Annotated in this window: 26 protein-coding genes and 1 tRNA gene; 15 read left to right on the top strand and 12 right to left on the bottom strand. The window is 73.5% G+C overall.

Translation table 11 applies throughout. The annotated features are described in order from the left end of the window. Window positions 1-53 precede the first annotated feature (53 nt). Complete coding sequence (locus tag IW256_RS19280; protein ID WP_197012307.1) at window positions 54-1511, bottom strand: benzaldehyde dehydrogenase; 1458 nt, start codon at window positions 1509-1511, stop codon at window positions 54-56. 247 nt (window positions 1512-1758) lie between these two features. Between IW256_RS19280 and IW256_RS19275 the strand changes: the two genes are divergently transcribed. After that, a tRNA-Arg gene (locus tag IW256_RS19275) sits at window positions 1759-1831 on the top strand. A 109-nt stretch (window positions 1832-1940) separates the two neighbouring features. On the opposite strand, the gene IW256_RS19270 is transcribed toward IW256_RS19275, so the two are convergent. Then, on the bottom strand, window positions 1941-2750 hold the full coding sequence (locus IW256_RS19270) for an MBL fold metallo-hydrolase (protein WP_307828963.1): 810 nt from the start codon (window positions 2748-2750) through the stop codon (window positions 1941-1943). 89 nt (window positions 2751-2839) lie between these two features. On the opposite strand from IW256_RS19270, the gene IW256_RS19265 reads away from it, so the two are divergent. The 11 genes from IW256_RS19265 to IW256_RS19215 all read left to right on the top strand — a co-directional run bounded on the left by IW256_RS19265 (window position 2840) and on the right by IW256_RS19215 (window position 9248). Continuing rightward, complete coding sequence (locus tag IW256_RS19265) at window positions 2840-3439, top strand: CGNR zinc finger domain-containing protein (RefSeq protein ID WP_197012305.1); 600 nt, start codon at window positions 2840-2842, stop codon at window positions 3437-3439. A gap of 224 nt (window positions 3440-3663) precedes the next feature. Next, the gene (locus IW256_RS19260) at window positions 3664-4635 is read left to right on the top strand and encodes a TIGR03557 family F420-dependent LLM class oxidoreductase (protein WP_197012304.1); all 972 of its coding nucleotides are present in this window, start codon (window positions 3664-3666) and stop codon (window positions 4633-4635) included. 92 nt (window positions 4636-4727) lie between these two features. After that, complete coding sequence (locus IW256_RS19255) at window positions 4728-5084, top strand: hypothetical protein (protein ID WP_197012303.1); 357 nt, start codon at window positions 4728-4730, stop codon at window positions 5082-5084. A gap of 370 nt (window positions 5085-5454) precedes the next feature. Then, window positions 5455-5904 (top strand): gas vesicle protein GvpJ, encoded by a 450-nt coding sequence (gene gvpJ / locus IW256_RS19250; RefSeq protein ID WP_197012302.1) that lies wholly within the window; start codon window positions 5455-5457, stop codon window positions 5902-5904. Then, the gene (locus tag IW256_RS19245) at window positions 5901-6695 is read left to right on the top strand and encodes a GvpL/GvpF family gas vesicle protein (RefSeq protein WP_197012301.1); all 795 of its coding nucleotides are present in this window, start codon (window positions 5901-5903) and stop codon (window positions 6693-6695) included. The genes gvpJ and IW256_RS19245 overlap by 4 nt, the downstream gene beginning before the upstream one ends. A 1-nt stretch (window position 6696) precedes the next feature. After that, window positions 6697-6942 (top strand): gas vesicle protein GvpG, encoded by a 246-nt coding sequence (locus IW256_RS19240; protein ID WP_197012300.1) that lies wholly within the window; start codon window positions 6697-6699, stop codon window positions 6940-6942. A gap of 2 nt (window positions 6943-6944) precedes the next feature. Beyond that, complete coding sequence (gvpO, locus tag IW256_RS19235) at window positions 6945-7211, top strand: gas vesicle protein GvpO (protein WP_197012299.1); 267 nt, start codon at window positions 6945-6947, stop codon at window positions 7209-7211. A gap of 21 nt (window positions 7212-7232) precedes the next feature. Beyond that, window positions 7233-7724, top strand: coding sequence for a gas vesicle protein (locus tag IW256_RS19230; RefSeq protein WP_197012298.1), 492 nt, complete (start codon window positions 7233-7235; stop codon window positions 7722-7724). Continuing rightward, complete coding sequence (locus IW256_RS19225; RefSeq protein WP_197012297.1) at window positions 7721-8584, top strand: GvpL/GvpF family gas vesicle protein; 864 nt, start codon at window positions 7721-7723, stop codon at window positions 8582-8584. The genes IW256_RS19230 and IW256_RS19225 overlap by 4 nt, the downstream gene beginning before the upstream one ends. After that, entirely contained in the window at window positions 8581-8829 is a 249-nt protein-coding gene (locus tag IW256_RS19220; protein WP_197012296.1) for a gas vesicle protein, read from the top strand. The genes IW256_RS19225 and IW256_RS19220 overlap by 4 nt, the downstream gene beginning before the upstream one ends. Continuing rightward, entirely contained in the window at window positions 8826-9248 is a 423-nt protein-coding gene (locus IW256_RS19215; protein ID WP_197012295.1) for a gas vesicle protein K, read from the top strand. Before IW256_RS19220 ends, IW256_RS19215 begins: the two co-directional genes overlap by 4 nt. A 107-nt stretch (window positions 9249-9355) precedes the next feature. Here the strand turns inward: IW256_RS19215 and IW256_RS19210 are convergent, their stop codons facing one another. The 3 genes from IW256_RS19210 to IW256_RS19200 all read right to left on the bottom strand — a co-directional run bounded on the left by IW256_RS19210 (window position 9356) and on the right by IW256_RS19200 (window position 11635). Further along, complete coding sequence (locus tag IW256_RS19210; protein WP_197012294.1) at window positions 9356-10261, bottom strand: aldo/keto reductase; 906 nt, start codon at window positions 10259-10261, stop codon at window positions 9356-9358. Further along, entirely contained in the window at window positions 10258-10623 is a 366-nt protein-coding gene (locus IW256_RS19205) for a hypothetical protein (RefSeq protein ID WP_197012293.1), read from the bottom strand. The genes IW256_RS19210 and IW256_RS19205 overlap by 4 nt, the downstream gene beginning before the upstream one ends. Before the next feature lie 64 nt (window positions 10624-10687). Then, complete coding sequence (locus IW256_RS19200; RefSeq protein ID WP_197012292.1) at window positions 10688-11635, bottom strand: NADP-dependent oxidoreductase; 948 nt, start codon at window positions 11633-11635, stop codon at window positions 10688-10690. A 133-nt stretch (window positions 11636-11768) separates the two neighbouring features. On the opposite strand from IW256_RS19200, the gene IW256_RS19195 reads away from it, so the two are divergent. Beyond that, window positions 11769-12326, top strand: coding sequence for a MarR family winged helix-turn-helix transcriptional regulator (locus IW256_RS19195; protein WP_197012291.1), 558 nt, complete (start codon window positions 11769-11771; stop codon window positions 12324-12326). A 430-nt stretch (window positions 12327-12756) separates the two neighbouring features. Here IW256_RS19195 and IW256_RS43135 read toward each other — a convergent pair whose 3' ends face one another. From IW256_RS43135 to IW256_RS19180, 4 genes are all read right to left on the bottom strand, one after another. Further along, a complete protein-coding gene (locus IW256_RS43135) occupies window positions 12757-13416 on the bottom strand; it encodes an alpha/beta fold hydrolase (RefSeq protein WP_420535453.1) in 660 nt (219 codons plus the stop codon). 414 nt (window positions 13417-13830) lie between these two features. After that, the gene (locus IW256_RS19190) at window positions 13831-14454 is read right to left on the bottom strand and encodes an HAD family hydrolase (protein WP_197012290.1); all 624 of its coding nucleotides are present in this window, start codon (window positions 14452-14454) and stop codon (window positions 13831-13833) included. A gap of 32 nt (window positions 14455-14486) precedes the next feature. Continuing rightward, window positions 14487-15491, bottom strand: coding sequence for an LLM class flavin-dependent oxidoreductase (locus tag IW256_RS19185; protein WP_197012289.1), 1005 nt, complete (start codon window positions 15489-15491; stop codon window positions 14487-14489). 122 nt (window positions 15492-15613) lie between these two features. Further along, window positions 15614-16810, bottom strand: a complete 1197-nt coding sequence (locus tag IW256_RS19180; protein ID WP_307828962.1) for an MFS transporter — start codon at window positions 16808-16810, stop codon at window positions 15614-15616. Window positions 16811-16900: 90 nt separating this feature from the next. Between IW256_RS19180 and IW256_RS19175 the strand changes: the two genes are divergently transcribed. Together IW256_RS19175 and IW256_RS19170 are read left to right on the top strand one after the other, a co-directional pair. After that, complete coding sequence (locus IW256_RS19175) at window positions 16901-17662, top strand: DeoR/GlpR family DNA-binding transcription regulator (protein WP_197012287.1); 762 nt, start codon at window positions 16901-16903, stop codon at window positions 17660-17662. A 234-nt stretch (window positions 17663-17896) separates the two neighbouring features. Next, entirely contained in the window at window positions 17897-18652 is a 756-nt protein-coding gene (locus tag IW256_RS19170; protein WP_197012286.1) for a Clp protease N-terminal domain-containing protein, read from the top strand. A 208-nt stretch (window positions 18653-18860) separates the two neighbouring features. Here IW256_RS19170 and IW256_RS41260 read toward each other — a convergent pair whose 3' ends face one another. From IW256_RS41260 to cydD, 3 genes are all read right to left on the bottom strand, one after another. Next, window positions 18861-19778, bottom strand: a complete 918-nt coding sequence (locus tag IW256_RS41260) for a Rho termination factor N-terminal domain-containing protein (protein ID WP_231403848.1) — start codon at window positions 19776-19778, stop codon at window positions 18861-18863. A 121-nt stretch (window positions 19779-19899) separates the two neighbouring features. Further along, window positions 19900-21711, bottom strand: a complete 1812-nt coding sequence (gene cydC, locus IW256_RS19160; RefSeq protein ID WP_307828961.1) for a thiol reductant ABC exporter subunit CydC — start codon at window positions 21709-21711, stop codon at window positions 19900-19902. Continuing rightward, window positions 21708-23435: a thiol reductant ABC exporter subunit CydD gene (gene cydD / locus IW256_RS19155; protein WP_307828960.1), complete on the bottom strand. Its 1728-nt coding sequence runs from the start codon at window positions 23433-23435 to the stop codon at window positions 21708-21710. The genes cydC and cydD overlap by 4 nt, the downstream gene beginning before the upstream one ends. Window positions 23436-23438 lie beyond the last annotated feature (3 nt).

Genomic DNA, 23438 nt, shown 5'->3' with positions numbered 1-23438 from the left:
CCTAGCGGGGCCGGTCGGCTCGGGCCCGGGACGCGGTACCCGGCCGGGGCCGGTCAGAAGGGGTGGGGGGCGATGTCGCCGCGCAGGGTGACCCACTGGGTCTCGGTGAACGCCTCGATGTTGGCGTCGGGGCCGCCGAACCGGGCGCCGTTACCGGAGGCGGCCAGGCCGCCGAAGGGGACGACGGGTTCGTCGTTGACGGTCTGGTCGTTGATGTGGACCAGGCCGGTGGGGATGGCGTCGGCGAGGCGCATGGCCTGGCCGACGTCTCCGAGGATGCCCAGGGACAGGCCGTACTCGGTGTCGGTGGCCAGGGCGATGGCCTCCTCGATGCTGGTGAACGGGACGACCGGCGCGACCGGCCCGAAGACCTCCTGGGCGTAGGCGGGCATGTCGGGGGTGACGTCGGCCAGGACGGTGGGGCGGTAGAACAGGCCTTCGTGGGTGCCGCCGGCCGCCAGGCGGGCGCCGGCGGTGACGGTGTCGTGGACGAGGGTGTGGACGTGGTCGAGCTGGCGCCGGTCGATGATGGGGCCGAGGGCGACCTGGGCGGTGGCGGGGTCGCCGACGGGGAGCTTGTCGGCCTTGTCGGCCAGGGCGTCGACGTACTCGCGGTGCAGGCTGTGGTGGACCAGGTGGCGTCCGGTGGTCATGCAGATCTGTCCCTGGTGGAGGAAGGAGCCCCAGGCGGCGGCGGAGGCGGCCTTGGACAGGTCCGCGCCGGGCAGGACGATCAGGGCGTTGTTGCCGCCCAGTTCGAGGTGGGCGCGTTTGAGGAGGCGGCCGCAGGTCTCGCCGATCTTGCGTCCGGCGGCGGTGGAGCCGGTGAAGGACACGACGCGTACCGCGGGTTCGGAGACGACGGCCTCGCCGACGTCGGCGCCGCCGGGCAGCAGGTGCAGGAGTCCTTCGGGGAGTCCGGCCTCCTGGAAGACGCGGGCGAGGGTGACGCCGCCGCAGACCGCGGTGCGGGGGTCGGGTTTGAGCAGGACGGCGTTGCCGAGTGCGAGGGCGGGTGCGACGGACCGCATGGACAGGATGAGGGGGAAGTTGAAGGGGGCGATGACGCTGACCAGGCCGGCGGGGCGGCGGCGGGCCAGGCTCCAGCGGGGCTGGGCGGAGGGCAGGACCAGGCCTTGGGGGTGGGAGGCGAGCGCGGCGGCCTCGTGGCAGAGGGCGGCGGCGAAGTGGGTCTCCAGTTGGGCCTTGGGTGGGATGGATCCGGATTCGCGGACGATCCAGTGCTGGATCTGGGCGGCGTGTTCCTCGAACAGGGCCGCGGCGCGGCGCAGGACGGCGGCGCGTTCGTCGTAGGGGCGGGCGGCCCAGTCGCGCTGGGCGCGGGTCGCCGTGGCGGCGGCGCGGGCGACGTCGGTGGCGTCGGCGCGGCCCAGGGTGCCCAGGGTGTCGCCGGTGGCGGGTTCGGTGACGTCGTAGGCGCCGGCGGATCCGGTGGTCCAGCGCCCGTCGAAGATCTTTCCGGTCCATGGGGCCGGGTCGAGCAGCGTCATCGTTCCTCCTGGGGCGAGGGGCGGGCCGGAGGCGGCGTTCGCCCGGGTCGCGGGGCGGGGTCGGGGTCGGTCGTGCGCTGGCGGTGGGGGTTCGTGGTCCAACTTGCTGCAGGTGGGGGCGGGGCCGGGGAGATCCTTTCCGTTGAGTGGAAGGGTGCTGGGTGGAAGGGGGCGGGAAAATGCTTTGCGGGCAGGTGGCGGTCCGGGGCACCGTGGTGGGTGGGTGGCCGCTCGCGGCGCACTCTTTCTTCCCGTAGCTCAGCGGACAGAGCACCGGCCTCCGAAGCCGGGGGCCGCAGGTTCGATTCCTGCCGGGAAGGCCGGTGGAGGCGGCGCCGTGGAGCCTTGGGCTTCGGTGGCCTTGGGCTGGCCGGAGGCCCAGTGCGGCTTGGTGAACGGCGTGGGGGTGTACTCGCCGGTCAGGTCAGGTCAGGTCTGGACGCCCAGGTCCAGGCGGTCGGCCAGGCCGGCTGTGGTGAAGGCGGCCACCAGTTGGTCGCGGCCCTCGGTGAAGTGGGCCCAGCCGTCGTAGTGGACGGGGACCACTCGGCGGGCGCCGAGGATGGCGGCGGCCCGTGCGGCCTGGGCGCTGTCGAGGACGAGCGGCGCGCCGCCGAACAGGACGGGGATGCGGGGAGCCCCGGCGAAGAGGATGGCGGTGTCCACCGGGCCGAAGCGCCCGGCGATCTCCTCGACCAGGTCGAGTGAGGCGTTGTCGCCGCTGACGTAGACGGTGGGCAGGCCCGCCCCGGTCAGGACGAAGCCGATGACCTGGCCGGTGAGCGGTTCGACGGTGTCGCGTGCGCCGGGGCCGTGGAGGGCGGGCACGCCGGTCACGGTGATCGTGCCGCCGGCGGGCCGGTCGAGTTCGATCGGCTCCCAGTCGGCCAGGCCCCTGGCCCCGTTCCCCAGGCGCCGGCCGCCGCCGGGTGTGGTGAGGGTGAGCGGGACGTCGGCGAGCAGGGCGCGGCCGGAGTGGTCGAGGTTGTCGGGGTGTTCGTCGTGGGAGAGCAGGACCACGTCGATGCGGCCGAGGCCGGCGGGGGTGCCGGATGGGGCCGCCGTCTTGGTCAGGATCGGGGTGGCCGTTCTTGGGTCGTCGCCGGGGGCGTGGTAGTCGCCGGGAGCGTCGAAGGTCGGGTCGGTGAGGAAGCGCAGCCCGCCGTATTCGAAGAGGGCGGTGGGGCCGCCGAAGACGCGGACGGGGAACTGGTGGGGGGTGGGGTCGGCAGGGGCCACGGAAGAGCTCCTCACGGTTGACGGGTGGGTTATCCGTGAAGTGACGGTAGCTTTTCTCATGGTTGGCTGCAACTTGTACCATGAGGGCCATGGAGGAGAGCCCGAGTGCCGAGCCTGTGCTGCCGCCCGCGCCGGGGGCCGAGCAGTATCCCGCCCTCGACTTCGCCGACAGCGCCATCGCCCTGCCCGGTGGTCAGTTCATCGATCTGCTCGGCACCCCCGCGGCGGCGAACCGGTGGCTCACCGAACGCGGCCTGGCCCCGGCCGGCGCCGGGCTGCAGGAGATGTGCACGGCGCAGTTGCGCTCGCTGCGTGAACAGGTCAGGTCGCTGTTCGCCTCCCGCGTCGCCGGGCTCCCCGCCCTGCCCGCGGCGCTGTCGGCCGTCAACGACGCGCTGACCAGGGTCCCCACGGCGGCCCTGCTGCACTGGGACGAGAAGAACGGCCCCTTCCGCGCGGCCCCGCATCCCATCACCGAGATCGTCGACCACGCGCTGGCGACCCTGGCGGCCAACGCGGCCGACCTGCTCACCGGCCCCGACGCCGAGCGCCTCACCACCTGCGGCTCCGCCCCCTGCAACCGCTACCTGCTGCGCCACGGCCGCCGCCACTGGTGCTCCACCCGCTGCGGCGACCGTGCCCGTGCCGCCCGCGCCTACGCCCGCCGCACCCGTCCCCAGCCCATGTAGGGGCGTGGAAGGGCCCGAGCCCACCGCACCCCAAGGCCCACCGCGAACGTCGTGCGGCCTTGCCGACGGCGCTCGGTGAACCGGCCGCCCCCTTTCGCCCCCCTGCGTTTGGCCGTAGCCGCGGCCCTTTCGTGCCCCCTGCCCCGTGGCGGGGCCGGGCAGGGGAGGGGCTGATGTTTGCCCGTGGCCGTCCGGGTAGAGCGGCTAGCGGAAGGAGGGCGCCGATGACCAGGTTCGGGTACTTCCTGGCATGCGAGGAGCACGGCCCCGACGAGCTCGTGCGGCAGGCCGTGCTGGCCGAGCAGGCCGGGTTCGACGCGCTGTGGATCTCCGACCACTTCCATCCCTGGCTGGACCGGCAGGGGCACAGTCCGCTGGTGTGGCCGGTGATCGGCGCGATCGCTCAGGCGACCTCGCTGCCGATCACCACCGCGGTGACGTGCCCGCTGGTGCGCCAGCACCCGGCGATCGTGGCGCAGGCGGCGGCGACCTGCGCGGTCATGACCGGGGAACGGTTCACCCTGGGCGTCGGTACGGGGGAGGCCCTCAACGAGCACATCCTGGACGCGCGGTGGCCTCCGCTGGAGGAACGGCTGGAGATGCTGGAGGAGGCCGTGGCGCTGATCCGGCGGCTGTTCACCGGCGAGCTGGTCACCCACCACGGCAGGCACTACAGGGTCGACACCGCGCGTCTCTACACCCTCCCCGGCACACCGCCCCCGATCTACATGTCGGGGTTCGGGGAGAAGGCGGCGGAGGTGGCCGGGCGGATCGCCGACGGCTTCATCTGCACGATGCCCGACCCCGGACTGCTGGGTCGCTTCCAGGACGCCGGGGGCAAGGGCAAGCCGCTGCAGGGCGGGACGAAGGTGTGCTGGGCGGCCGACGAGGCCGCCGCGCGCCGTACCGCGTTGCGCCAGTGGCCCACCATGTTCGTTCCCGGGGAGGCCGCGCAGCTGCTGCCGCTGCCCCGCCATTTCGGGCAGCTGTCGCAGATGGTCACCGAGGAGATGGTGGGGGAGAACCTGGCGTGCGGGCCGGACCCGGACGCGCACGTGCGGTCGCTGCGGGAGTTCGTGGACGCCGGTTTCGACGAGGTCTACGTCAACCAGATCGGCCCCGAGCAGGAGGGTTTCTTCGCCTTCTACGCCGAGGAGGTCCTGCCCCGCGTGCGCGGCGGCGGCCCCGGCGGCTGAAGCGCCGGAGGCGCACTCGTCCCGGCTCCCGCCCGCTTCCGAATCTCTTTCCCCCCGCGAACCCGTCACGAGCACAGAAGGAAGGAACTCACATGAAGACCCCCTCGACCCCCAATGGCGCCGGCCGGATGGCGGCGGGCGCCTCACGTACCAAGGATCGGGCCGCGCGGCAGGCGCACGGCGGCAAGGAGCGCGCGGCGCGGGCCGGCCGCGGTGCGGGCCAGGCCGCCGGTGGCGCGGCACGGCAGGCCGGTTCGGCCGCGCGGCGCGCCGGGGAGGGCGTGCAGCACGGCGCCGGGCAGGTCGCCGGTACCGCCGCGGCCCTGCCCGGGCAGGTCGTCAAGTTGACCAAGCTGCTGACGGTGGCGCGGCTGTTGCGCGCCGCGCCGGCGGTGGCCGTCGCCGGGGTGGCCATCCTGGTGGGGCGCCGGGCGGCCCGTAAGCGCTGAGCCGGGCGCCGCGGCACCCCCGGGATCCGTTCATCAGAACACGGGCCCGTCCCGTTATCGGGCCCGTCCACCCGCCCGTACCGCGCCGCACCCGCGTGCGGGTGCGGCGGGTGGTGGTGCCTGCTCACGGGCCGGGACGGCATGCCGTCCCGGCCCGCGTTCGTGTGCGCTGCGTGGGGTTCCCGGGTCGATTCGAACTGATTGGTGCCGATTCCCGGTGAGCTGTTTAGGCCGGTCGAGGCGGGTACGAGACGAACCTGACCGCAAACAGTGCAGATGCCTACAGAGCAAACAAGCACTGACATAACCCCCGTAACCGGCACGGCCGGTACCCGGCAACGTGATCCCCAGGGATCAAGGAGTGAGTGACATGAGCGGGCCGATCGCCCAACAGACCTCCGGCACCACCACCTACCAATCGGGCGCCTCCGGCGGCTCGCGCGGTGGCGGACTGGCCGACGTGGTCGACCTGATCCTGGAGAAGGGCCTGGTCATCGACCTGTACGCGCGGGTCGCACTGGTCGGCATCGAAATCCTCACCGTGGACGTGCGGATCGTGGTCGCCAGCGTCGACACCTACCTGCGCTTCGCCGAGGCCTGCAACCGGCTCGACATCGCCAACACCGGCAACGCCAAGGGCCTGCCCGACGTGGTCGGCGGCCTGACCGAGTCGGGCGCCAACAGGAAGACCAAGGGCGCCCTGCAGGGCGCCCAGGAGAAGTTCAAGGAGACCTTCGGGTCCGAGGACGACAAGGACGGCAAGGCGAAGGAAGGCCAGCCCGCCCGGCGCCGCTCCACCCGTAAGGAGGACGACGAATGACCGCCCCCCACGAGCACGCCGCCCCGGCCACCGGGACGGGGGAGGCCACCGCCGCCCAGTACGTCTACGGCGTCACCCGCGCCGACGCGACCCTCCCGGCCGACCTGACCGGCCTGGACGACAACCCCGTCACCCTGGTCGCCCACGAGCACTGCGCCGCCCTCACCAGCGACCTGCCCGCCGGCCGGCCCCTGGGCCGCCGCGCCGACCTGATGGCCCACGAACGCGTCCTGGACGCGCTGGTGGACGCCGGCACGGTCGTGCTGCCGTTCCGGTTCGGCGCCGCCATGGCCGGCACCGAGGCGGTGGAGAAGGAACTGCTGGCCGCCAACGGCGAACGCCTCGGGCAGGTCCTCGACCAGCTCGACGGCCGCCTGGAGATGCGCGTGCGCGGCACCTACGTCCAGGACGCCCTGCTGCGCGAGGTCATGTCCGACGACCCCCAGATCGCCGAGCTCAACCAGCGGCTGCGCTCCATCCCCGCCGACGCCGCCGACGCCGCCTACTACGACCGCGTCCGGCTCGGCGAGATGATCGCCCGAGCCCTGGAACAGCGCCGCGAACACGACGGCCAGGTCCTGCTGGAGGCCCTCACGCCCGCCGCCGAGGCCACGGTCCGCAAGCCGCCCGCGCGCGAGGAGGACGTCCTGGACGTCGCGTTCCTCATCGGCCGCGACCGCCTCGCCGACTTCCAGCGCGCCGTCGAGGAGATCGGCGCCGCCCACGCCGACCGCATCACCGTGCGCCTCATCGGGCCCCTACCGCCCTACGACTTCGTACCGGAGGCATGACATGGGGCTGTTCACCGGCCTGGCGACCCTGCCGCTCGCGCCCGTGCGCGGCGTGGTGTGGCTCGCCGAGGTCCTGCAGGAACAGGCCGAGGCCCAGCTGTACGACCCCGGCCGCATCGCCGCCGAGATGCGCGACATCGCCGACGCCGTCGCCGCGGGGGAGATGGACGAGCAGGAGGCGGCCGAACGCGAGGAGGAACTGATCGAACGGCTCACCCACAACCAGCGCCCCGCGGGGGACTTCTGACCATGCTGTCCGCCGCCGACGCCGCCGAACGCGCCGTGCACCACGTCACCGGGCTGACCGGGCGCACCGCCGAGAGCGTCATCGGCATCGAGCGCGCCGGCCAGAAGGACGAGGGCTGGCGGGTCACCGTCGAGGTCGTCGAGACCCACCGCATCCCCGACTCCGCCGACATCCTGGCCATCTACCAGGCCGAGGTCGACGGAGCCGGGGAGCTGGTCTCCTACCGGCGCCTCAGGCGCTACCCCCGAGGACGAGCCGGACAGGATTGACCGGAAGGACTGGACACGACCATGAGTGAGATCTCCTGGACCGGAGGCCGCGGCCCCGCCCGCGCCGCTCCCACGGAACGGCCCGGCGCCCCGCCCGCCGCCAACCTCGCCGACCTGCTGGAACGCATTCTCGACAAGGGAATCGTGATCGTCGGCGACATCCGGATCAACCTGCTGGACATCGAGCTGCTGACCATCAAGCTGCGGCTGCTGGTCGCCTCGGTCGACCGCGCCAAGGAGATGGGCATCGACTGGTGGGAGCACGACCCGTCACTGTCCTCGCGCGCCCGGCAGAGCCAGGCGGTGTCGTCGTCCTCCTCCGAGCAGGCCCTGCTGGAGGAGAACCAGCGGCTGCGCGAACGCCTGGACGCACTGGAGGCACGCGCGCTGGAGAGCCCCGGCACCACCGGCGAGCCCGCCGCCGCGCAGGCCGGCGAGGACACCGAAGGCGTCCCCGCCCACGCCAACGGGCGGGCCGGCGGGCCGCGTCCACGAAAGGCCGACGACACATGACCACCCACACCCGCACCGACGTCACCGGCGAGCCCACCGCCGTCTACCTGTACGGCGTGGCCCGCGGCCTGGACCCCGCGGCGCTGGAGGGCACGATCGGAGTGGCCGGGACGGCCGTGCGCGCCGTGGCCGCCGGCGACCTGACCGCCCTGGTCAGCACCGTGCGCCTCGACCAGTACGGCGAGGAGGCCCTGCGCGCCAACCTGGAGGACCTGGCCTTCCTGGAGGAGACCGCCCGCGCCCACCACCACGTGGTCGACCGCGCCGCCCACGCGGCGCCGACCGCGCCGGTACGGATCGCCACGCTCTACCGCGACGACGAGCGGATCGGGGAGATCCTCACCCAGCGCCGCGAGCAGTTCACCGAGGTCCTCGACAGCATCACCGGGCGCACCGAATGGGGCGTGAAGGCCTACGCCTACCCCGAGGCCTACGAGGAGGCCCCCACCGAGGCCCCCACCGAGGCCCCCGCCGCGACCACGGCGGGCCCCGGCACGGGGAGCAGCGCGGGGGCGGGGGCGGGCACCGCCTACCTCAAGCGCCGCCAGGACCAGCGCCGCCGCCGCGAGGACGCGACCCGGCGCATCACCGCCCAGGCCGAGGCCGTCCACACCGAACTGGCCGGCCACGCCGTCGCCGCCCGGCGGCACCCGCCGCAGGACCCGCGGCTGTCGGGCCACCAGGGCACGCTCATCCTCAACACCGCCTACCTGGTGGACGACGAGGCGTCCCAGGGCTTCCTGGCGGTCGCCGACGACATCGCCGCACGGCTGCCGGGGATCGAGGTGGAGGTGACCGGCCCCTGGCCGCCCTACTCCTTCATCGAGACCCCCGACACCGGGGCGCGGACCGCCTCATGACCGTCCCCATGGACCTGGGCGCCGACCGGGGCGCGACCGGCCTGGCCGGCCGCGACCCCGGCGCGCCCATGGAGCGGATCGCGCTGGTGGACCTGCTGGACCGGCTGCTGGCCGGCGGCGTGGTGATCAGCGGGGACCTGGTCATCTCCATCGCCGAGATCGACCTGGTGCACGTGTCGCTGCGCGCGCTGATCACCAGCATCAGCGAGGAGATCCTGCCCGCCCAGCTCAAGGAGGAACGTTGACTCAAGACCCCGTCCACGGCGAGGTCACCGTCCATGACGCCGTCGCGGGCGCCGCGCCCTGGACCAGCCGGCCCGCCTCCACCGCCGAAACCGCCGCCGGGCCCGCGGCCGGGACCCCGACCGCTTCGACACCGGCCTCCAGGTCGGTGGTGCAACGGCTGCGTTCCGACCCCGAGACGGTCGAGCGCGACCTGGTCAAGCTCGTCCTCACGCTGGTGGAACTGGTACGGCAGCTGATGGAGCGCCAGGCGCTGCGCCGCGCCGAGGGCGGCGACCTGTCCGAGGAGCAGATCGAACGGCTCGGGCTGGCGCTGATGAGGCTGGAGGAGGCCATGACCCGCCTCAAGGACCACTTCGAGCTGGACGACCACGACCTCAACCTCGACCTGGGGCCCCTCGGCCCGCTGCTCCCGGAGTGATCGCCGGGCCGGAACGGGAGCCCGGCCCACGCGACCACCCCGGGGCGCCGCACGCGGCCCGCCCCCGACGGACGCCGGGCATGCGGCGAGGCCGTGGCGGCGGAGCGTCAGCGGCCGCCCTCCGGCGGGGACGACAGGCGCGCCACCTCCTCCTGCGAAAGCCGCAGCGCCCCGGCGGCCACGTTGGCGGCCAGGTGGTCGGGGTCACCGGTGCCGGGGATGGCCAGCACGTGCGGCCCCTGGTGAAGCGTCCACGCCAGCCTGACCTGCGCGGGCGTCACACCACGTTCCCGCGCGAGGGCCAGCACCCTGTCATCGTCGGCGCCGCCGGCGCCCGCCTCCCGTCCCGCACCGGCGATCGCGAAGAACGGCACGAACGCCACACCCTGCTCGCCACAGGCCCTCAGGAGCCCCTGCTCCTCGGCCGTCGCGCCCACACCGTAGGCGTTCTGGACGCACACCACCGGGGCGATGGCCTGGGCCTCGGCCAGCTGGCCGGGCGTGACGTTGGACACTCCCAGGTGCCGGACGAGCCCGGCGTCACGCAGGCCGGCCAGCACACCGAAATGCTCGGCGATCGAACCGTCCCTCCGGCTGGGCGGGACGCGCAGGTTCACCACGTCCAGGTGGTCACGGCCCAGCTGGCGCAGGTTCTCCTCGACCTGGCCGCGCAACTGCTCCGGCTCGGCCCACCACCACCGGCCCGAGGGGTCCCTGCCGGGCCAGACCTTGGTCGCGATGACCAGGTCGTCCGGATAGGGCGCCAGAGCCCGGTTGATCAGCTCGTTGGCCGAGCGCAGCGAGGAGAAGTAGTACGCGGCGGTGTCGATGTGATTGACACCCAGTTCGACCGCGCGCCGCAGCAGGCCGATCGACCTCTCGCGGTCGCTCGGCACGCCCCCGAAGGCGGCGTCGCCGGTGAGGCGCATCGCGCCGAATCCGACGCGGTTGACCGTCAGATCGCCGAGCCTCCAGGTGCCCGCGGCCGCCGCGGGGCCGGTGGGTGAGGTCATGACCGGCCCCTCGTCCCCGCCGCCGCGTGGGCGGGGGTGTCCGGGCCGCCGGCGGCGTCACCCAGCAGCGCCTGCCATCCGGTGCGGTTGTCGTCCCACGACCACACGGTGAGCGGTGCGAGGCTGCCGTCGCGGACGGACCAGCGCAGCCGGATCCGCGCGCCGTCGGCGGTGGTCAGCTCGTGGTCGGTGACCGTGACGTCGCCGGGGAACGGCTGGGCGGCGTCGTAGTGGCCGAAGACGCCCTCCAGCGTGGCACGGCGGGCGGCGACGTCCCCGACCGGCGGGGGTGCGGCGGCGGCCGCTTCGGCGGCGAACGGAGCGAAGGCCTCGGGGACCTGGGGGGCGAGGGCGAAGGACATGACCGATCTCCGATGTGCGTGAAGGGGCGGTGAAGGTGCGCGCGGCGGTGAAGGTGCGCTCAGGTCAGGGGATCAGGACGGTCTTACCGGCCAGCCGTCCGGCCAGGCACAGGTCGTGAACGGCGGGCAGGTCGGTCATCGGCCGCCGCTCGGCCACCTCGATCCTCAGCTCTCCGGCGTCGACGAGGGTGACCAGGTGCGCGAGCCGGGCGGCGTCGCTGCGCGCGAAGACGCGCACCGTCCGCACCCCGCGCCCGGCATCCTCGGGCCCGGGAGTGGTGGTGCTGACGAAGGCTCCGCCGTCGGCGACCAGCCGGTCCACCAGCCGCGCGGTCTCCTCCCCGGCGGTGGGCGCCAGGTCCAGCACCAGGTTCAGCACCACGTCGAACCGCTGCCCGGCCAGCGCCTGCGGGACGGGGGCGGCGGTGTAGTCGACGATCCGGTCCGCGCCGTAGGAGCGGACCCGGTCCAGGCTGCGCGGGCTCGCGGTCGCGGTCACGGTGGCTCCGGCCCGCGCGGCGAGCTGGACCGCGTACCCGCCCACCGCGCCGCCCGCGCCCAGGATCAGGATGCTCTGCCCGGCCTTCAGGCCGGCGTGCTCGAACAGCGACTGCCAGGCCGTCAGCCCGGTCGAGGGGAGTGCCGCGGCGTCGGCCGGGTCGACCGTGCGGGGGGCGGCGGCCAGCGCCTCGGCGGGCGCGGCGACGTACTCGGCCGCCGCGCCGGGCGCGGTCATCGGCAGGAACGCCACGACCGCGTCGCCGACGCTCCAGCCGCTCACGCCCCGGCCGATCTCGGTGATGACACCGGCCACGTCGTAGTTCGGGATGTGCGGCAACGCCACCGGGAACACCTCCCGCAGCACGCCCGCGCGGATCGGGACGTCCACCGGGTTGAACGCGGTGCCGGCCACCCGCACCACCACCTGCCCCGCGCCCGCCACCGGGCGGTCCACCTCCTCGTGGACCATGACGTCGCTGTCGCCGTGGGAGTGGTAACGCATCGCCTTCATGATCTCTCCTCACCTGGTGCTTCGAAGTCGAAGCATGCAGTCGACCGTAATCTGTTTCAAGTTCGAAGCAACAGTCCTGGGGCCGGTGACACCGGTCACAGTGCTTTGAATTCGGAGCATGTACGATGGGCCGATGAGCGCCACCCACCCCGATGGCACGGGGGACGCCAGCGGCACCGAAGGCGACGCGGCGCTCGATCCCCGGCAGCTGGGGGCCTACTTCGTGCTCACCGAGGCCGTCAGCCTGCTCCAGCACCAGGTCGAACAGCAGCTCCAGGCCGAGGGCGACCTCAGCTACGTGCAGTTCCAGCTCCTGGCCCGCCTCGCCCACGCACCCGGCCACCTGACCATGACCCAGCTGGCCGACGGCGTCGTCTACAGCCGCAGCGGACTGACCTATCAGGCCGGCCTGCTGGAGAAGGCCGGCCTCATCACCCGCAGTCCCTCGCCCGACGATGAACGCGCCACCCTGGTCACCATCACCGACGGCGGCCGGGCCCTCGTCGCCCGACTCCTGCCCGGCCACGTCCAGGTCACCCGCCGCATGCTGTTCGACCCTCTCAGCGACGACGACCTGCACCACCTCGGCGACATCATGACCCGCGTCCGCGACCACATGCGCGCCCAGCCGCCCCGCTCCGCCGCCCCCCGCAAGCGCCGCCCCAAACCCCCCGCCCCGCCCCCGGCCTGAACCGCGGTCACGGCCCCGAACGAAGCCACCGACACCCGTTCGAAGCCCGTTCGAAGCCCGCCGGCGGTGGCGACCTCCCAAGCCGGGCCGCCCGTACGACCCCCGGCCCGTTACATGCGATCCCGCCCGGCCGCGAGCGCCACCGCCCGGCGCGAACCGCTGGACGGCACGCGTTCCTTGCCGCCTTCAACGCGACGACGCTCACCCGCACGACCGGCTATCAGTCTGTGGTTGCTTCCCCTCCCCGTCTTCCGCCCGCCCGAGCAGTCCGGATGCGGGGCGGGAGGGGCCGCCCGCGGACACGAAAAAGCCTCCTCGGCGGAGAGAACCCGCATCGAGAAGGCCAGGGCGATCACATTGATCATAGCAGGACCCTCCTGTCACCCGGCCGGTGGGGCGAAAGAGGACATGCTGTTCGCAAGGCAGGCGCTCAACGAGGACACGGACCTGGCCGTAGTCGCGCCGGGCCGGGGCCGGTACGGGGGCAGATGTGCCCGGCGGAGGATCGTCGGCGGGGCCGAGCCGGACGGGCGTACCGGCCCGGGCCTCGCCGTCTCGCGTCGACGGCCCGTCCGTTCACCGATCTGGTCCGTGCACCGGCCGGAGGGCTGCGGGCGGCGAGGACGCTGCGGCCATCAACGAACCAGGAGCCAGGGCGGCACGCTGCCGGCGCCGGTGAGTGGCAAGAGAACAGGGGTGTCAGGCGCCATCGTGAGAGGGGCGGGTGATCCAGTCCGGGATCCGGGCGTTGACCTCGCGGGGCCGCTCCAGGTGCAGGAATCAGCACCGCGTCCGCTGCGCCGCCGAGCGCCTCGTGCAGCGCGTTCGCGTCGGCCGCGAGGGCGCCGCTCTGGTAGGCGCCGTCCGCGGGCACCGCGGTGGGCGCGTATCCCCGCATGAACGGAGCGACCGCGTGATAACCGGCCGCGGCGAGCTCGGGCAGCAGATGCCGCCAGGAGTAGGCCGAGTCGGGGAAACCGTGCAGGCACAGCGCGAGCGGCCCGTCGGCGGGCCCGGCCGACAGGTAGCCGAACTCCAGGCCGTTCGCGGTGATGGTGCGTATCGGCTGAATCGGCCGAATCGGTCGCATGGCTTCGGTCTCCGCTGGATTCGTCATGTGGCTCATGAGGCGTTCGGCAGGGGTGTGCCTTCGAAGCGGGTCATGTCGATGCCCTGGTCGTAGGCGTTGAACCAGGTGTCGGCCCAGGCGGGGAGGGGCTCGTCGGCTGGGCGGTGGCGAGGGGGCGCTGACCAGGACCGACCGCCGTCCCTCACCTGGGTGGCTCTTCGCGACCAGGGGCATGAGGTGGGCGTGGTGGCCGGCGCGGCGGGGCCGCGCCGCCGTCCCCAGCGAGGCGTCGATCTCCTTCGGCGGTTCCGACGGCGCCTGCGGCGACCCGGGCCCGGCCCGCCCGGTATGGCCGGCGTCCGCGGCGATCCGCCGGTGCCGAGCAACCTGCGTGAGCGCGGATCGCCCGCATCGGGCACATGGACGGAGCGTCGGTCATGCGGTGCCGGTCGGCAGCCAGGTGTCGATGAGGGGGGCCAGCACGTCGAGCCGGGTGAAAAGGTGTCCCTGCATGCCGATGGCCTGGGCCGCGCGCACGTTCTCCTGGCGGTCGTCGACGAAGAGGAAGTCGGTGGGGGTGGCGTTCATGGCGGAGACGCAGTGATGGAACGCCGCCGGCTCGGGTTTGACCGCTTTGATCTTTCCGGAGAGGGCGAGATGGTCCAGGTCCCTCAACCAGGGCTGTGCGGTGAGGAGGACGTCGGCGTGGTCGGCGGGGATGTTGGACAGCAGGGCGACCTCGGCGCGGTCGCGCAGGGACCGGGCGTAGGCGACCATCCGGTCGTCGACGCGTGACCAGCTGTCGATGTCGATGAGCCGCAGTTCCTCGATCATGTCGGTGTCGCCGGGGAGCGACAGCCGCCGCAGGACGGCCCTCCAGTACTGCGGCGCGGACTGCCGGGCGGCGTCGTAGGGCGGTCGGCAGTACCAGTAGGCCTCGGTGAAGGCGTCCACGGGGGCCTCGCATCGGGCGGCCATCCTCGCCAGGGCGCCGGGGCGCTGGTGGAGGCCGATGACCCCGAAGTAATCGAACAGCACGATGCGTCGGTCGTTGGACATGGTCGTCGCCTCCGGTGTCGGTGGTGTCGGCTTCATCGGTTCAGGGGGCGGGGTTCCAGGGCGCGGGCCAGCGAGCCGAGGGAGGCCAGGGCATCCGGGCCGGCGGGTGCCAGGACGACGCTGGTCGCGCCCGCGGCGTGGCGGGCTTCGATCGCTTCGCGTGCCTGGCCGGGGGTGCCGGCGATGGCCAGATGGCGGATCCAGTCCGCGGGCATGGTCCGGGCGAATCGCCGCGCGTCGGCGCAGGAGGCACGGTGCTCGCGCAGCTGCGCGGCGAACGGCAGGGGGTCGATGTGCGCGGCCCAGTCCGGATCACCGATGGCGGTCAGCGCGTCGCGGACGCGGGCCACGGCGGCGTCCTCGTCATCGTCGACGGCGGCTGCGTCGTAGGTGACGATCTCGTGGCCGCCCGCATCGCCGGTGGCGGTGCTCAGATTCCGCAGCGAGGCGGTGATGTAGGCGGGGGCCGCGGGCTCGGCCAGCAGGAGCCCGTCGGCCACCTCGCCCACGACGGCCTGCGATCTGGGGCCGCGGACACCGAGGATCACCGGCGGGACGATGCCGGGGGTCTGGGTGAGGACGACGCCTTCGCAGCGCACGTAACGGCCGCCTGCCGGGCCGGGCTCGCCGCGCAGCAGCAGGCGCAGCGCCCTCGTGTACTCAATGATCAGGCTGAGGGGGCTGGCGGGCCAGGCTCCGGCCTGGCGCATCCAGCCGGGCATGCCGTGGCCGATGCCGGCGATGAGCCGGCCCGGGTAGAGCTGGGCGAGGGTGGCCAGCTCCATCGCGGCGAAGCACACGTTGCGGGCGCCGGCGGGCAGGATGCCGATGCCGACGGTGATGCCGGTGGTGCTGGCGAGAACCGGGCCGGCCTGTGCGAGCCCGCCGCGCCAGCCGAGGTCCTCCACCACCCACACCTCATCGAATCCCAGCTCCTCGGCTCGCCGGGCGTAGGGCAGCACGTCCTGGGCGGGCAGGTCGCGGGGGAGCAGGACACCGACACGGCCGCGGGCGGGGGTGGCTTGTGTCTCGGGCACCGGGGGACTCCTTCATGTCGCTGGTGGTTCTCCCTCACCAGCCTGGCGATCGGCCGAGGAACGGGCGGGACGCCGCTGCGGCACGGCGTCAGAGGGCGTCAGGGGCCGTGCCGCCCAGGCGGTCAGGGGCTGCTGGGCTCCGGCTCGGGCTCGGGCTCGGGCGTACGGTCGGACCCGGTGCGCAGGATCCCGGCGCCCGCCGCGGTGATCACGCACAGCAGGGTGAGCAGCAGGAAGGTCTGGTTCAGTGGCACCAGGTGGGTCATCCAGCCGATGACGGCGGGCCCGGCGAGCATGCCGAGGTAACCCAGGCCGGCGACCCGCGAGACGTTCACGCCCGCGGCCGAGGGATCGGCGTGCCCGGCCGCGCTGAACAGCTGGGGGACGCAGCCGGACAGCCCCAGGCCGAACAGCGCCCATCCCGCGAACGCGGCCCACGTCCACGGGCAGACCGCCACGATCGTGATTCCCACGGCCGCCGTGGCCGACCCGTACCGCAGGACGGCCATGGCGCCGAACCTGGCGGAGAGACGGTCGGCGCACAGCCGGCCGACGGTCATCGCCGCCGCGAAGGTGCCGTACCCGACGGCGGCGGTGGCGGCAGAGGCACCGAGGACGTTCTTCAGGTGCAGGGCGCTCCAGTCGTTGGCGGCCCCCTCGCACAGCATGATCATCAGGGCCAGTGCGGCGAGGATCCAGATGCGCCCGGGGGCGCCGCCCGGCCGCCCGGCCGGTTTCCCCGCATCCGCGGCGGGCGCCGGCGCGGTCGGCAGCAGACCGCGTGCCGACACGAGGGCGATCACGACGCCCACGGCTCCCGCGGCGCCCAGAGCCGCCGCCGGACTCAGGCCTGCGCTCGCCGCGCCCGCCGAGGCGAGCGCGGCGATGACGCCGCCGACGGAGAACGTGGCGTGGAAGGCCGACATGACGGGCCGGCCGTAGGCCTTCTCCACGTGCACGGCGTGGGCGTTCATGGCGACGTCCAGGCAGCCGTTGCCCAAGCCGAAGACCAGCAGGGCACCCGCCAGCATCCAGGGATCCCGGGGGAGGCCGGGCAGCACCAGGGCCGCGCTGCACACGACACCGGCCGCGGGGACCACGACCCGCGCCCCGAAGCGGTCGGTCAGGCGCCCGGCCACCTGCATGCCGATGAAGGCCCCGAGCCCCAGCAGCACCAGCAGGCCGCCCAGCGTGGCGTGGCTGACGCCCACCCGCTCCTCGATGGCGGGAATGTGCACCACCCACGCGCCCAGCAAGGTGCCGTTCAGGACGAAGTAGACGAAGGTCGCCGCACGGGCGGCTCGCAGCGAACGTTCCACACCGACCACCATAGTGAACATCTTCTGTGTTTGAAACATGCAACTTCGCACAGGCTAATTGTTCAATCTGGGTGGTGTTCAATCGGGGGTATGAGCAACGCAGACCGTCACGGGACGATCGCCCAGGCCGTCAGGGAGTCGGGCAGCGTCACGGTCGGCCAACTCGCCGAGCTGACCGGCGCCTCGGAGATGACCATCCGGCGCGACCTGGACGCCCTGGCCGCCCAAGGCGTCCTCGAACGCGTCCGCGGCGGGGCGCGCACCCTGCTGCTCAGGGGCCAGGAGCCGCCCTTCGCGCTGCGTGCCCACGACGCCGTCGACGCCAAGCGCCGGATCGCGGCCGAGGTGTCCTCGCTCATCGCCGACGGCGAGACCGTGCTGCTGGACAGCGGCACCACCTGCCTGGAGGTCGCCCGCCTGCTGCGGCAACGGCCGGTCACCGTGATGCCCCTGTCCCTGCAGGCCATCCGCATCCTCGCCGAACCCCCGGGCCAGGCCACCCTGATGGTGCCCGGCGGACGGCCCCGCGACGCCGAAGGCGCCCTGACCGGCCCCCTCACCCTCGCCTCACTGGCCGCACTGCGCTTCGACACCGCGGTCATGGGCTGCTGCGGCCTCAGCGAGGCCGACGGCCTGACCGCCTACGACCTCGACGACGCCGCGGTGAAGAAGGCCGGCATCTCCTCCAGCCGCCGCGTCATCCTCGCCACCGACGGCAGCAAGCTCGGCCGCACCGCCCACGCCTACGTCGGCCCCACCACGCTCCTGCACACCATCGTCACCGACGCCACGGCGCCCGCCGACGAGCTGGCCGCACTCGAAGCAGCCGGCACCCTCATCAAGACCGCCTGACACGGAAACCCCCACCGCGCGCCCCCACGGAGGCACGGGGGCGTTCGGCCTCTGCGGCGTCTCCGCCCGCCGAACGCCCGATCCGCCCGCGTCCGCGCTAAGAACCAGACCCCGAGGACCAGGTGGGGGAGAGGGGTGCCCGGAATGGGGGCATTGATTCATGGCCAACTAACCCCTATAGGTGTATAAGTAGGGGGTAACCCCTCAATAACCCCAACCTGGAGGGGGTGCGCCATGCCGAAGATCAACGTGTACCTGCCCGACGAACTGGCCGAAGCCGTCAAGGACACCGGCATACCGGTCTCGGCCATCTGCCAGCGGGCACTGGAACAGGCCGTACGCCGCATCACCGCCATCCGGGAGGCCTCCCTGGCGGAACTGCAGGCCGGCGACCTCGCCGAACGGCTACCACTGTTCACCGCCCGCACCCGCGCCGTCGTCAAGCTGGCGATCGACCGGGCGCGCGCCGACGCCTCACCGACCGTCGAGACCCGGCACCTGCTCGCCGGAATGGTCGCCGAGGGCGAGAACCTGGCGTTGCACGTCCTCCGGGCGGTCGACATCGACCCCGCCCAGATCCAGCGCGAGCTGGAACGGCCCACCCACCCCGAGGACGGCGAAGACGGAAAGGGCCCCTCGGCGCACTTCAGCGTCCCGGCCGCCGCCGTCCTCGAACTCACGGTGACCGAGGCGACCGCACTCGGCCACAACTACATCGGATGCGAGCACCTGCTGCTCGGGCTGGTCACCGAGGACGACGGCACCGCCGGAAAAGTCCTGCGCGGGCTGGGAGCCGAGCCCCGGCTGACGCGCCGCGCCGTGACAGCGGCCCTGGCCGGATACGTGCACCTGCGCGCACAGACCACCGCCACCCCGGCCACCGACCCCACGCAGGCGCTGGCGGCGGCCGTGCAGCAGCAACTGCAGCCGCTCATCGCACGCATCGAACGGCTTGAAAACCACCTCGGCTCGGCCCCCGACCAACGATGAACACGCCCGCTGGCACCTCACACCCCCAGGAAGGCGCCGAACGACCAACGGCGGCGCCGCCCCCAGTACGGGGATGGCGCCGCCGTGTCGGGCGCGACCTGTCGCGGCAGGCGGGCCTGGTGCTCTTCTGGCTGCTGCTCCTGCCACCGCTGCTCATGGAGGCCCGATGACCTCCTGACCGCCGGAGCCGGGCGGGTCCACCGGCGGCCTAGGCCGACCCGGAGGCCTTCCTGATCGCCTTCACCAGCTGCTCCTTGCTCATCTTCGAACGCCCTGGGACGTCCAGATCACGGGCGAGCTGGTAGAGCTCCTGCTTGCTCATCGACTCGTCGACCTCGACTCCGCCACCGGAGGAGGTCTTGCTCGTGCCCTTGCCGGCGTCCCCTGCCTTGCCTTCCGCCTTGTCTTCGGGCTTGGCGGTGTTTTCCACCGGCTTCGCCTCGGGCTCCGGCTCCTTGACGGGCTCGGAATCCGCTACGGCCTCAGGCTCCGCCTTCGCCTCGGGTTCGGTCTCGGGCTTTGCTTCCGGGGCGGGCTCGGGCTCGGCCTCGGATTCGGCCTTGGGCTCTGGCTCCGGCTCCGGCTCAGGGGTGGGCTTGCCCTCGGCCTCAGCGGGTTCAGCAGCGGATTCGGCGGGTGCGGCCTCTGCTTCGGGCGCCGTGGGGGAGGCGGCCTTGGGCTCGGGCTTGGCCTCAGACTCAGGCTCAGCCGCAGGCTCAGCCGCAGGCTCGGCTTCGGGACCCGAAACCGGCTCCGACTTCGGCTCGGGCTCGGATGCCGGGGCCGCGGAAGCCTCCGCAGCAGGCTCGGAAGAAGGGGAATCCTTCGACGAACGGGACTCGGCCCCGTCCTTCTCAACCTTCTCAGCGCTCTCGGCCTTCTCAGCGCTCCCGGCCTTGGACCCCGCCTGTGCCCCGGCCCCGGATCCGGTTTCGGACTTGGCCGCGGTCTGCACCTCCGCCGCCTCCGCGGACGAGGGCTCCTCACGCTCATCAGGGCGATCATCGGCCTTTCCCGACCGGGTCCGCACCATCGCCAGCGCCACGTGATACACGCGCGCGTCGGCGCCGTGACGCTGCGCGGCCGAAGCCCGCGCCCGCGCCCACGCATCCCGCAGACCCGCCATCGATATCCGCCCCTTTCCGCAGGGTTTCCCGAAACTTGTGCGGGCTTTACCCTACACACCGGCTTCCATTCGATGGTGAGCCTTGACCAGGTCGAATCAAACGCGTGTGGCCACCAACGGTTCAGGCCGCCAGCAACTCGGCCTCCCACAGATCACGGTACGGCCCCGCAACGGCCAGCAACGCCTCATGCCGTCCCCGCTGCGCCACCCTGCCACGCTCCATCACCACCACCTCATCGGCATGACCCAGCGCGGCGAGCCGGTGCGTGACCAGCAGCAACGTCCCGCCACCCGGCATGGTCAGCAACTCGCGGGTGATCTCGTCGGCGGTGACCGGATCCAGCGCCTCGGCCGGCTCGTCCAGCAGCAGCACCGGCGGATCGGCCAGCAACGCCCGCGCCAGCAGCAGCCTCTGCCGCTGGCCACCCGACAGGCCATGCCCGCCCGCCCCCACCACCGTCTCCCAACCCTGTGGCAACGCCTCGACCACCTCCAGCAGCCGCGCCCGCCGCGCCGCCGTCACCAGTTCCCCTTCGGTCGCCCCCGGACGGGCCAGGAGCAGATTCGCCCGGACGGTACCGGCGAACACATGCGCGTCCTGGGTCAGCCCCCGCACCGCCAGCCGCACCTCGTCCGGATCGTGAACGGACGACTCCCGCCCGCCCAGCAGCACCGAACCGCCCGCCAGCTCCACCTCACCGCTCGCCACCGCCAGCACCGTGCTCTTGCCCGCGCCGCTGGCCCCCACGATCGCCACCCGCCGACCCCGCTCCACGCTCAGGTCCAACCCGTCCAACGCCACCACCTCCCCGCCGGCGCCGGAACCCGAAGGCGCGGGATAGGCCACCCGCACGCCCAGCAACTCCACGCTCAACGGCCCGGGCGGCAACGGACGCGGACACCGCGGACGCCGCGGCGGGGGAGTGGCCAGCACCGCCCCGACCCGCCGCCACGCCGGAAGCACCTCACGCAGCCGCTGCGCCGCCGACGCCAACGGCAGCACCGCCTCCACCGCCACCAGCGCCGTCAACGCGGCCACCGCCACCGCGACCTCATCGGCCCCCGCGCCCACCGCCACCCACGCCACCGCCACCGCCGTCAGCCCCTGCACCAGGAACCCGGCACCGCTCACCACCGCCGTGAGGGCGGCCACGGCCCGCTCCGCCCGCTCCAGCCGCCGCGCCGACTCGCCGGCGGCGGCCGCGAACCGCTCCCGAGCCCCGAACACCACCAGGTCCTCGGCACCCTCCAGCACATCCAGCGTCCTGACCGCCAGCACCCGCCGCTCGGCCGCCACACGCCCCGCCGCCCGGCCACCCGCGACCGCGCCCGCCACCGCCAGCACCACCACCGCGACCAGCCCGCCGCCCAGGACCGGCCCCGCCCCAGGCACCGCCACCGCGCACACCACCAGCCCCGCGCCACCGCACACCACCGCCGCCACCGCCGGCAGCAGGCACCGCAGCAGCACATCCTGAACGGCGTCGACATCGGCGACCATCCGCGTCAGCGCGTCCCCCTCCCGCAACGCCGCCGAACGCCCCGCCGGAGTACGCGACAGCGCGTCGAACACCCGCCCGCGCAACTCCGCCAGCGCCCGCAACGCCACGTCGTGACCGGCCAGCCGCTCCAGATACCGCAGCGCGCCCTTGCCCACCGCGAACCCCCGCACCGCCACGATCGCCAGCGACAAAGCCGCCATCGTGGGCTGCTGCGCCGCCCGCGCGATCAGCCACGCCGCCGCCGCGACCAGCCCCAGCCCGCACAACTCGGCCGCGACCCCGGCCACCCCCGCCGCCACCAGCCGCACCCCGTACGGGCGGATCGCGCTCCACATCCCGCCGCGCGCCGGCCCGCGGGGCGCCGTCCCACCGGGCGCCGAAGCCCAGGCGGCCTCACGCCCACCGCCGCCGACCATCGCCTCGCCGTTCACACCGTCGCCTCCCGCCGCCCACCCCAGGCCTCCCGTGCCTGCCGTGCCTCACCGGCGCCGCGACCACCCGGCACCGGCCCCCCGCGACCATCGCCCTCCACGACACGGCCGCCCTCCAGCCGCACCACCCGATCGGCCACCGACAGCAACGCCGGACGATGCGCCACGATCAACGCCGTCCGCCCCTCCAGCAGCCGCGCCGCCGCCTCCACCAGCAACCCCTCACTACGCAGATCCAGCCGCGCCGTCGGCTCGTCCAGCAACATCACCGGCGCCCCCCTCACATACGCGCGCGCGACCGCCAGACGCTGCCGCTGCCCGGACGACAACCCCCCACCCCGCTCACCCAGCACCGCCCCGTAACCCCCGGGCAGCACCTCGATGAACTCATCGGCCCGGGCCGCCCTGGCCGCCGCCGCCACCCGCTCCTCATCCGCCTCCGGCGCACCCAACCGGATGTTGTCGGCCACCGACGCCGCGAACAGGTGCGGCCGCTGCGGAACCCACCCCACCCGCTCCCGCCACGCCGCCAGATCCAGCCCCGCCAGATCCTCACCGTCCACCAGCACCCGACCCGACTCCACCGGGCACAACCCCAGCACCACCGCCAGCAGCGTCGACTTGCCCGCCCCCGAAGGCCCCGTCACCGCGACCCGCTCACCAGGCGCCACCCGCAACGACACCCCCTCCAGCGCCGCCCGCTCGGCACCCGGATACCGCGCCGTCACCCCCTCCAGCACGATCTCCGGCGCCCACACCCCACCATCACCGGCGCCCCCAGAGGGCGGCGGCAGGGCCCGGCCACCGGCGCGCACACCACCCCCGTCGATCACCGCCAGAGCACCCTCGGCCGCCGCCACCCCCTCGGCACTGGCATGGAACCGCGCACCCAGCGACCGCAGCGGCCCGTACACCTCCGGCGTCAAGATCAACACCACCAGGCCCGTCACCAGCGCCATCTCACCCCCCAGCAACCGCAACCCCACCGGCACGGCCACCAGCGCCACCGACAACGCGCACACCGACTCCAGCACCAGCGCCGACAAGAAGGCCACCCGCAGCGCCCCCACCGTCGCCCGGCGATGCTCACCGGCCAGCACCCGCACCACCACCGACTGATGCCCCGTACGGCCATGAGCCCGCAACGTCCCCAGACCGGCCAGCACATCCCCGAAATGACCGCCCAGACGCTGCAGCAGCCCCCACTGCCGGCCCGTCAACTCCGCCGTCCGCATCCCCACCAACGCCCCGAACACCGGCACCAGCGGAACCGTCAACGCCACCACCACCGCCGACGCCCAATCGGTCACCACCAGCCACCCCAGCACCAGCACCGGAACCACACACGCCGCCAGCAACTGCGGCACATACCCGGTGAAGAACGGATCCAGCGCGTCCAGACCCCGCGTCAGCAACGTCACCCGCTCCCCCACCGCACCGGCCGGCGGCGCCGAGGAACCCCCCAGCATCGCCCCGCGAAGCTCCCGCTTCACCGCGGCCGCCGACCGCCCCGCCACCACCCCCACCACCCACGCCACAACCGCCCGGGCCACCACCACACCCGCCAGAACCGGCAGCGGCCCGGCGTCCAGGCCCGCGATCGCCCGCGCCAGCAACTCGGCCTGAACGACCAGCAGCACCCCCTGCGCCACCGCACCCGCGCCCAGCACCACCACCACACGGCGGGGGAGAAGCCCCAGCAGACGCCGCTCGACCGCCTTCACACC

The organism is Actinomadura viridis (genome assembly GCF_015751755.1).
GTDB classification, from domain to species: domain Bacteria; phylum Actinomycetota; class Actinomycetes; order Streptosporangiales; family Streptosporangiaceae; genus Spirillospora; species Spirillospora viridis.
Note: the sequence above shows the minus strand (reverse complement) of the source record. Positions and strands in the feature narration are given on the sequence as shown.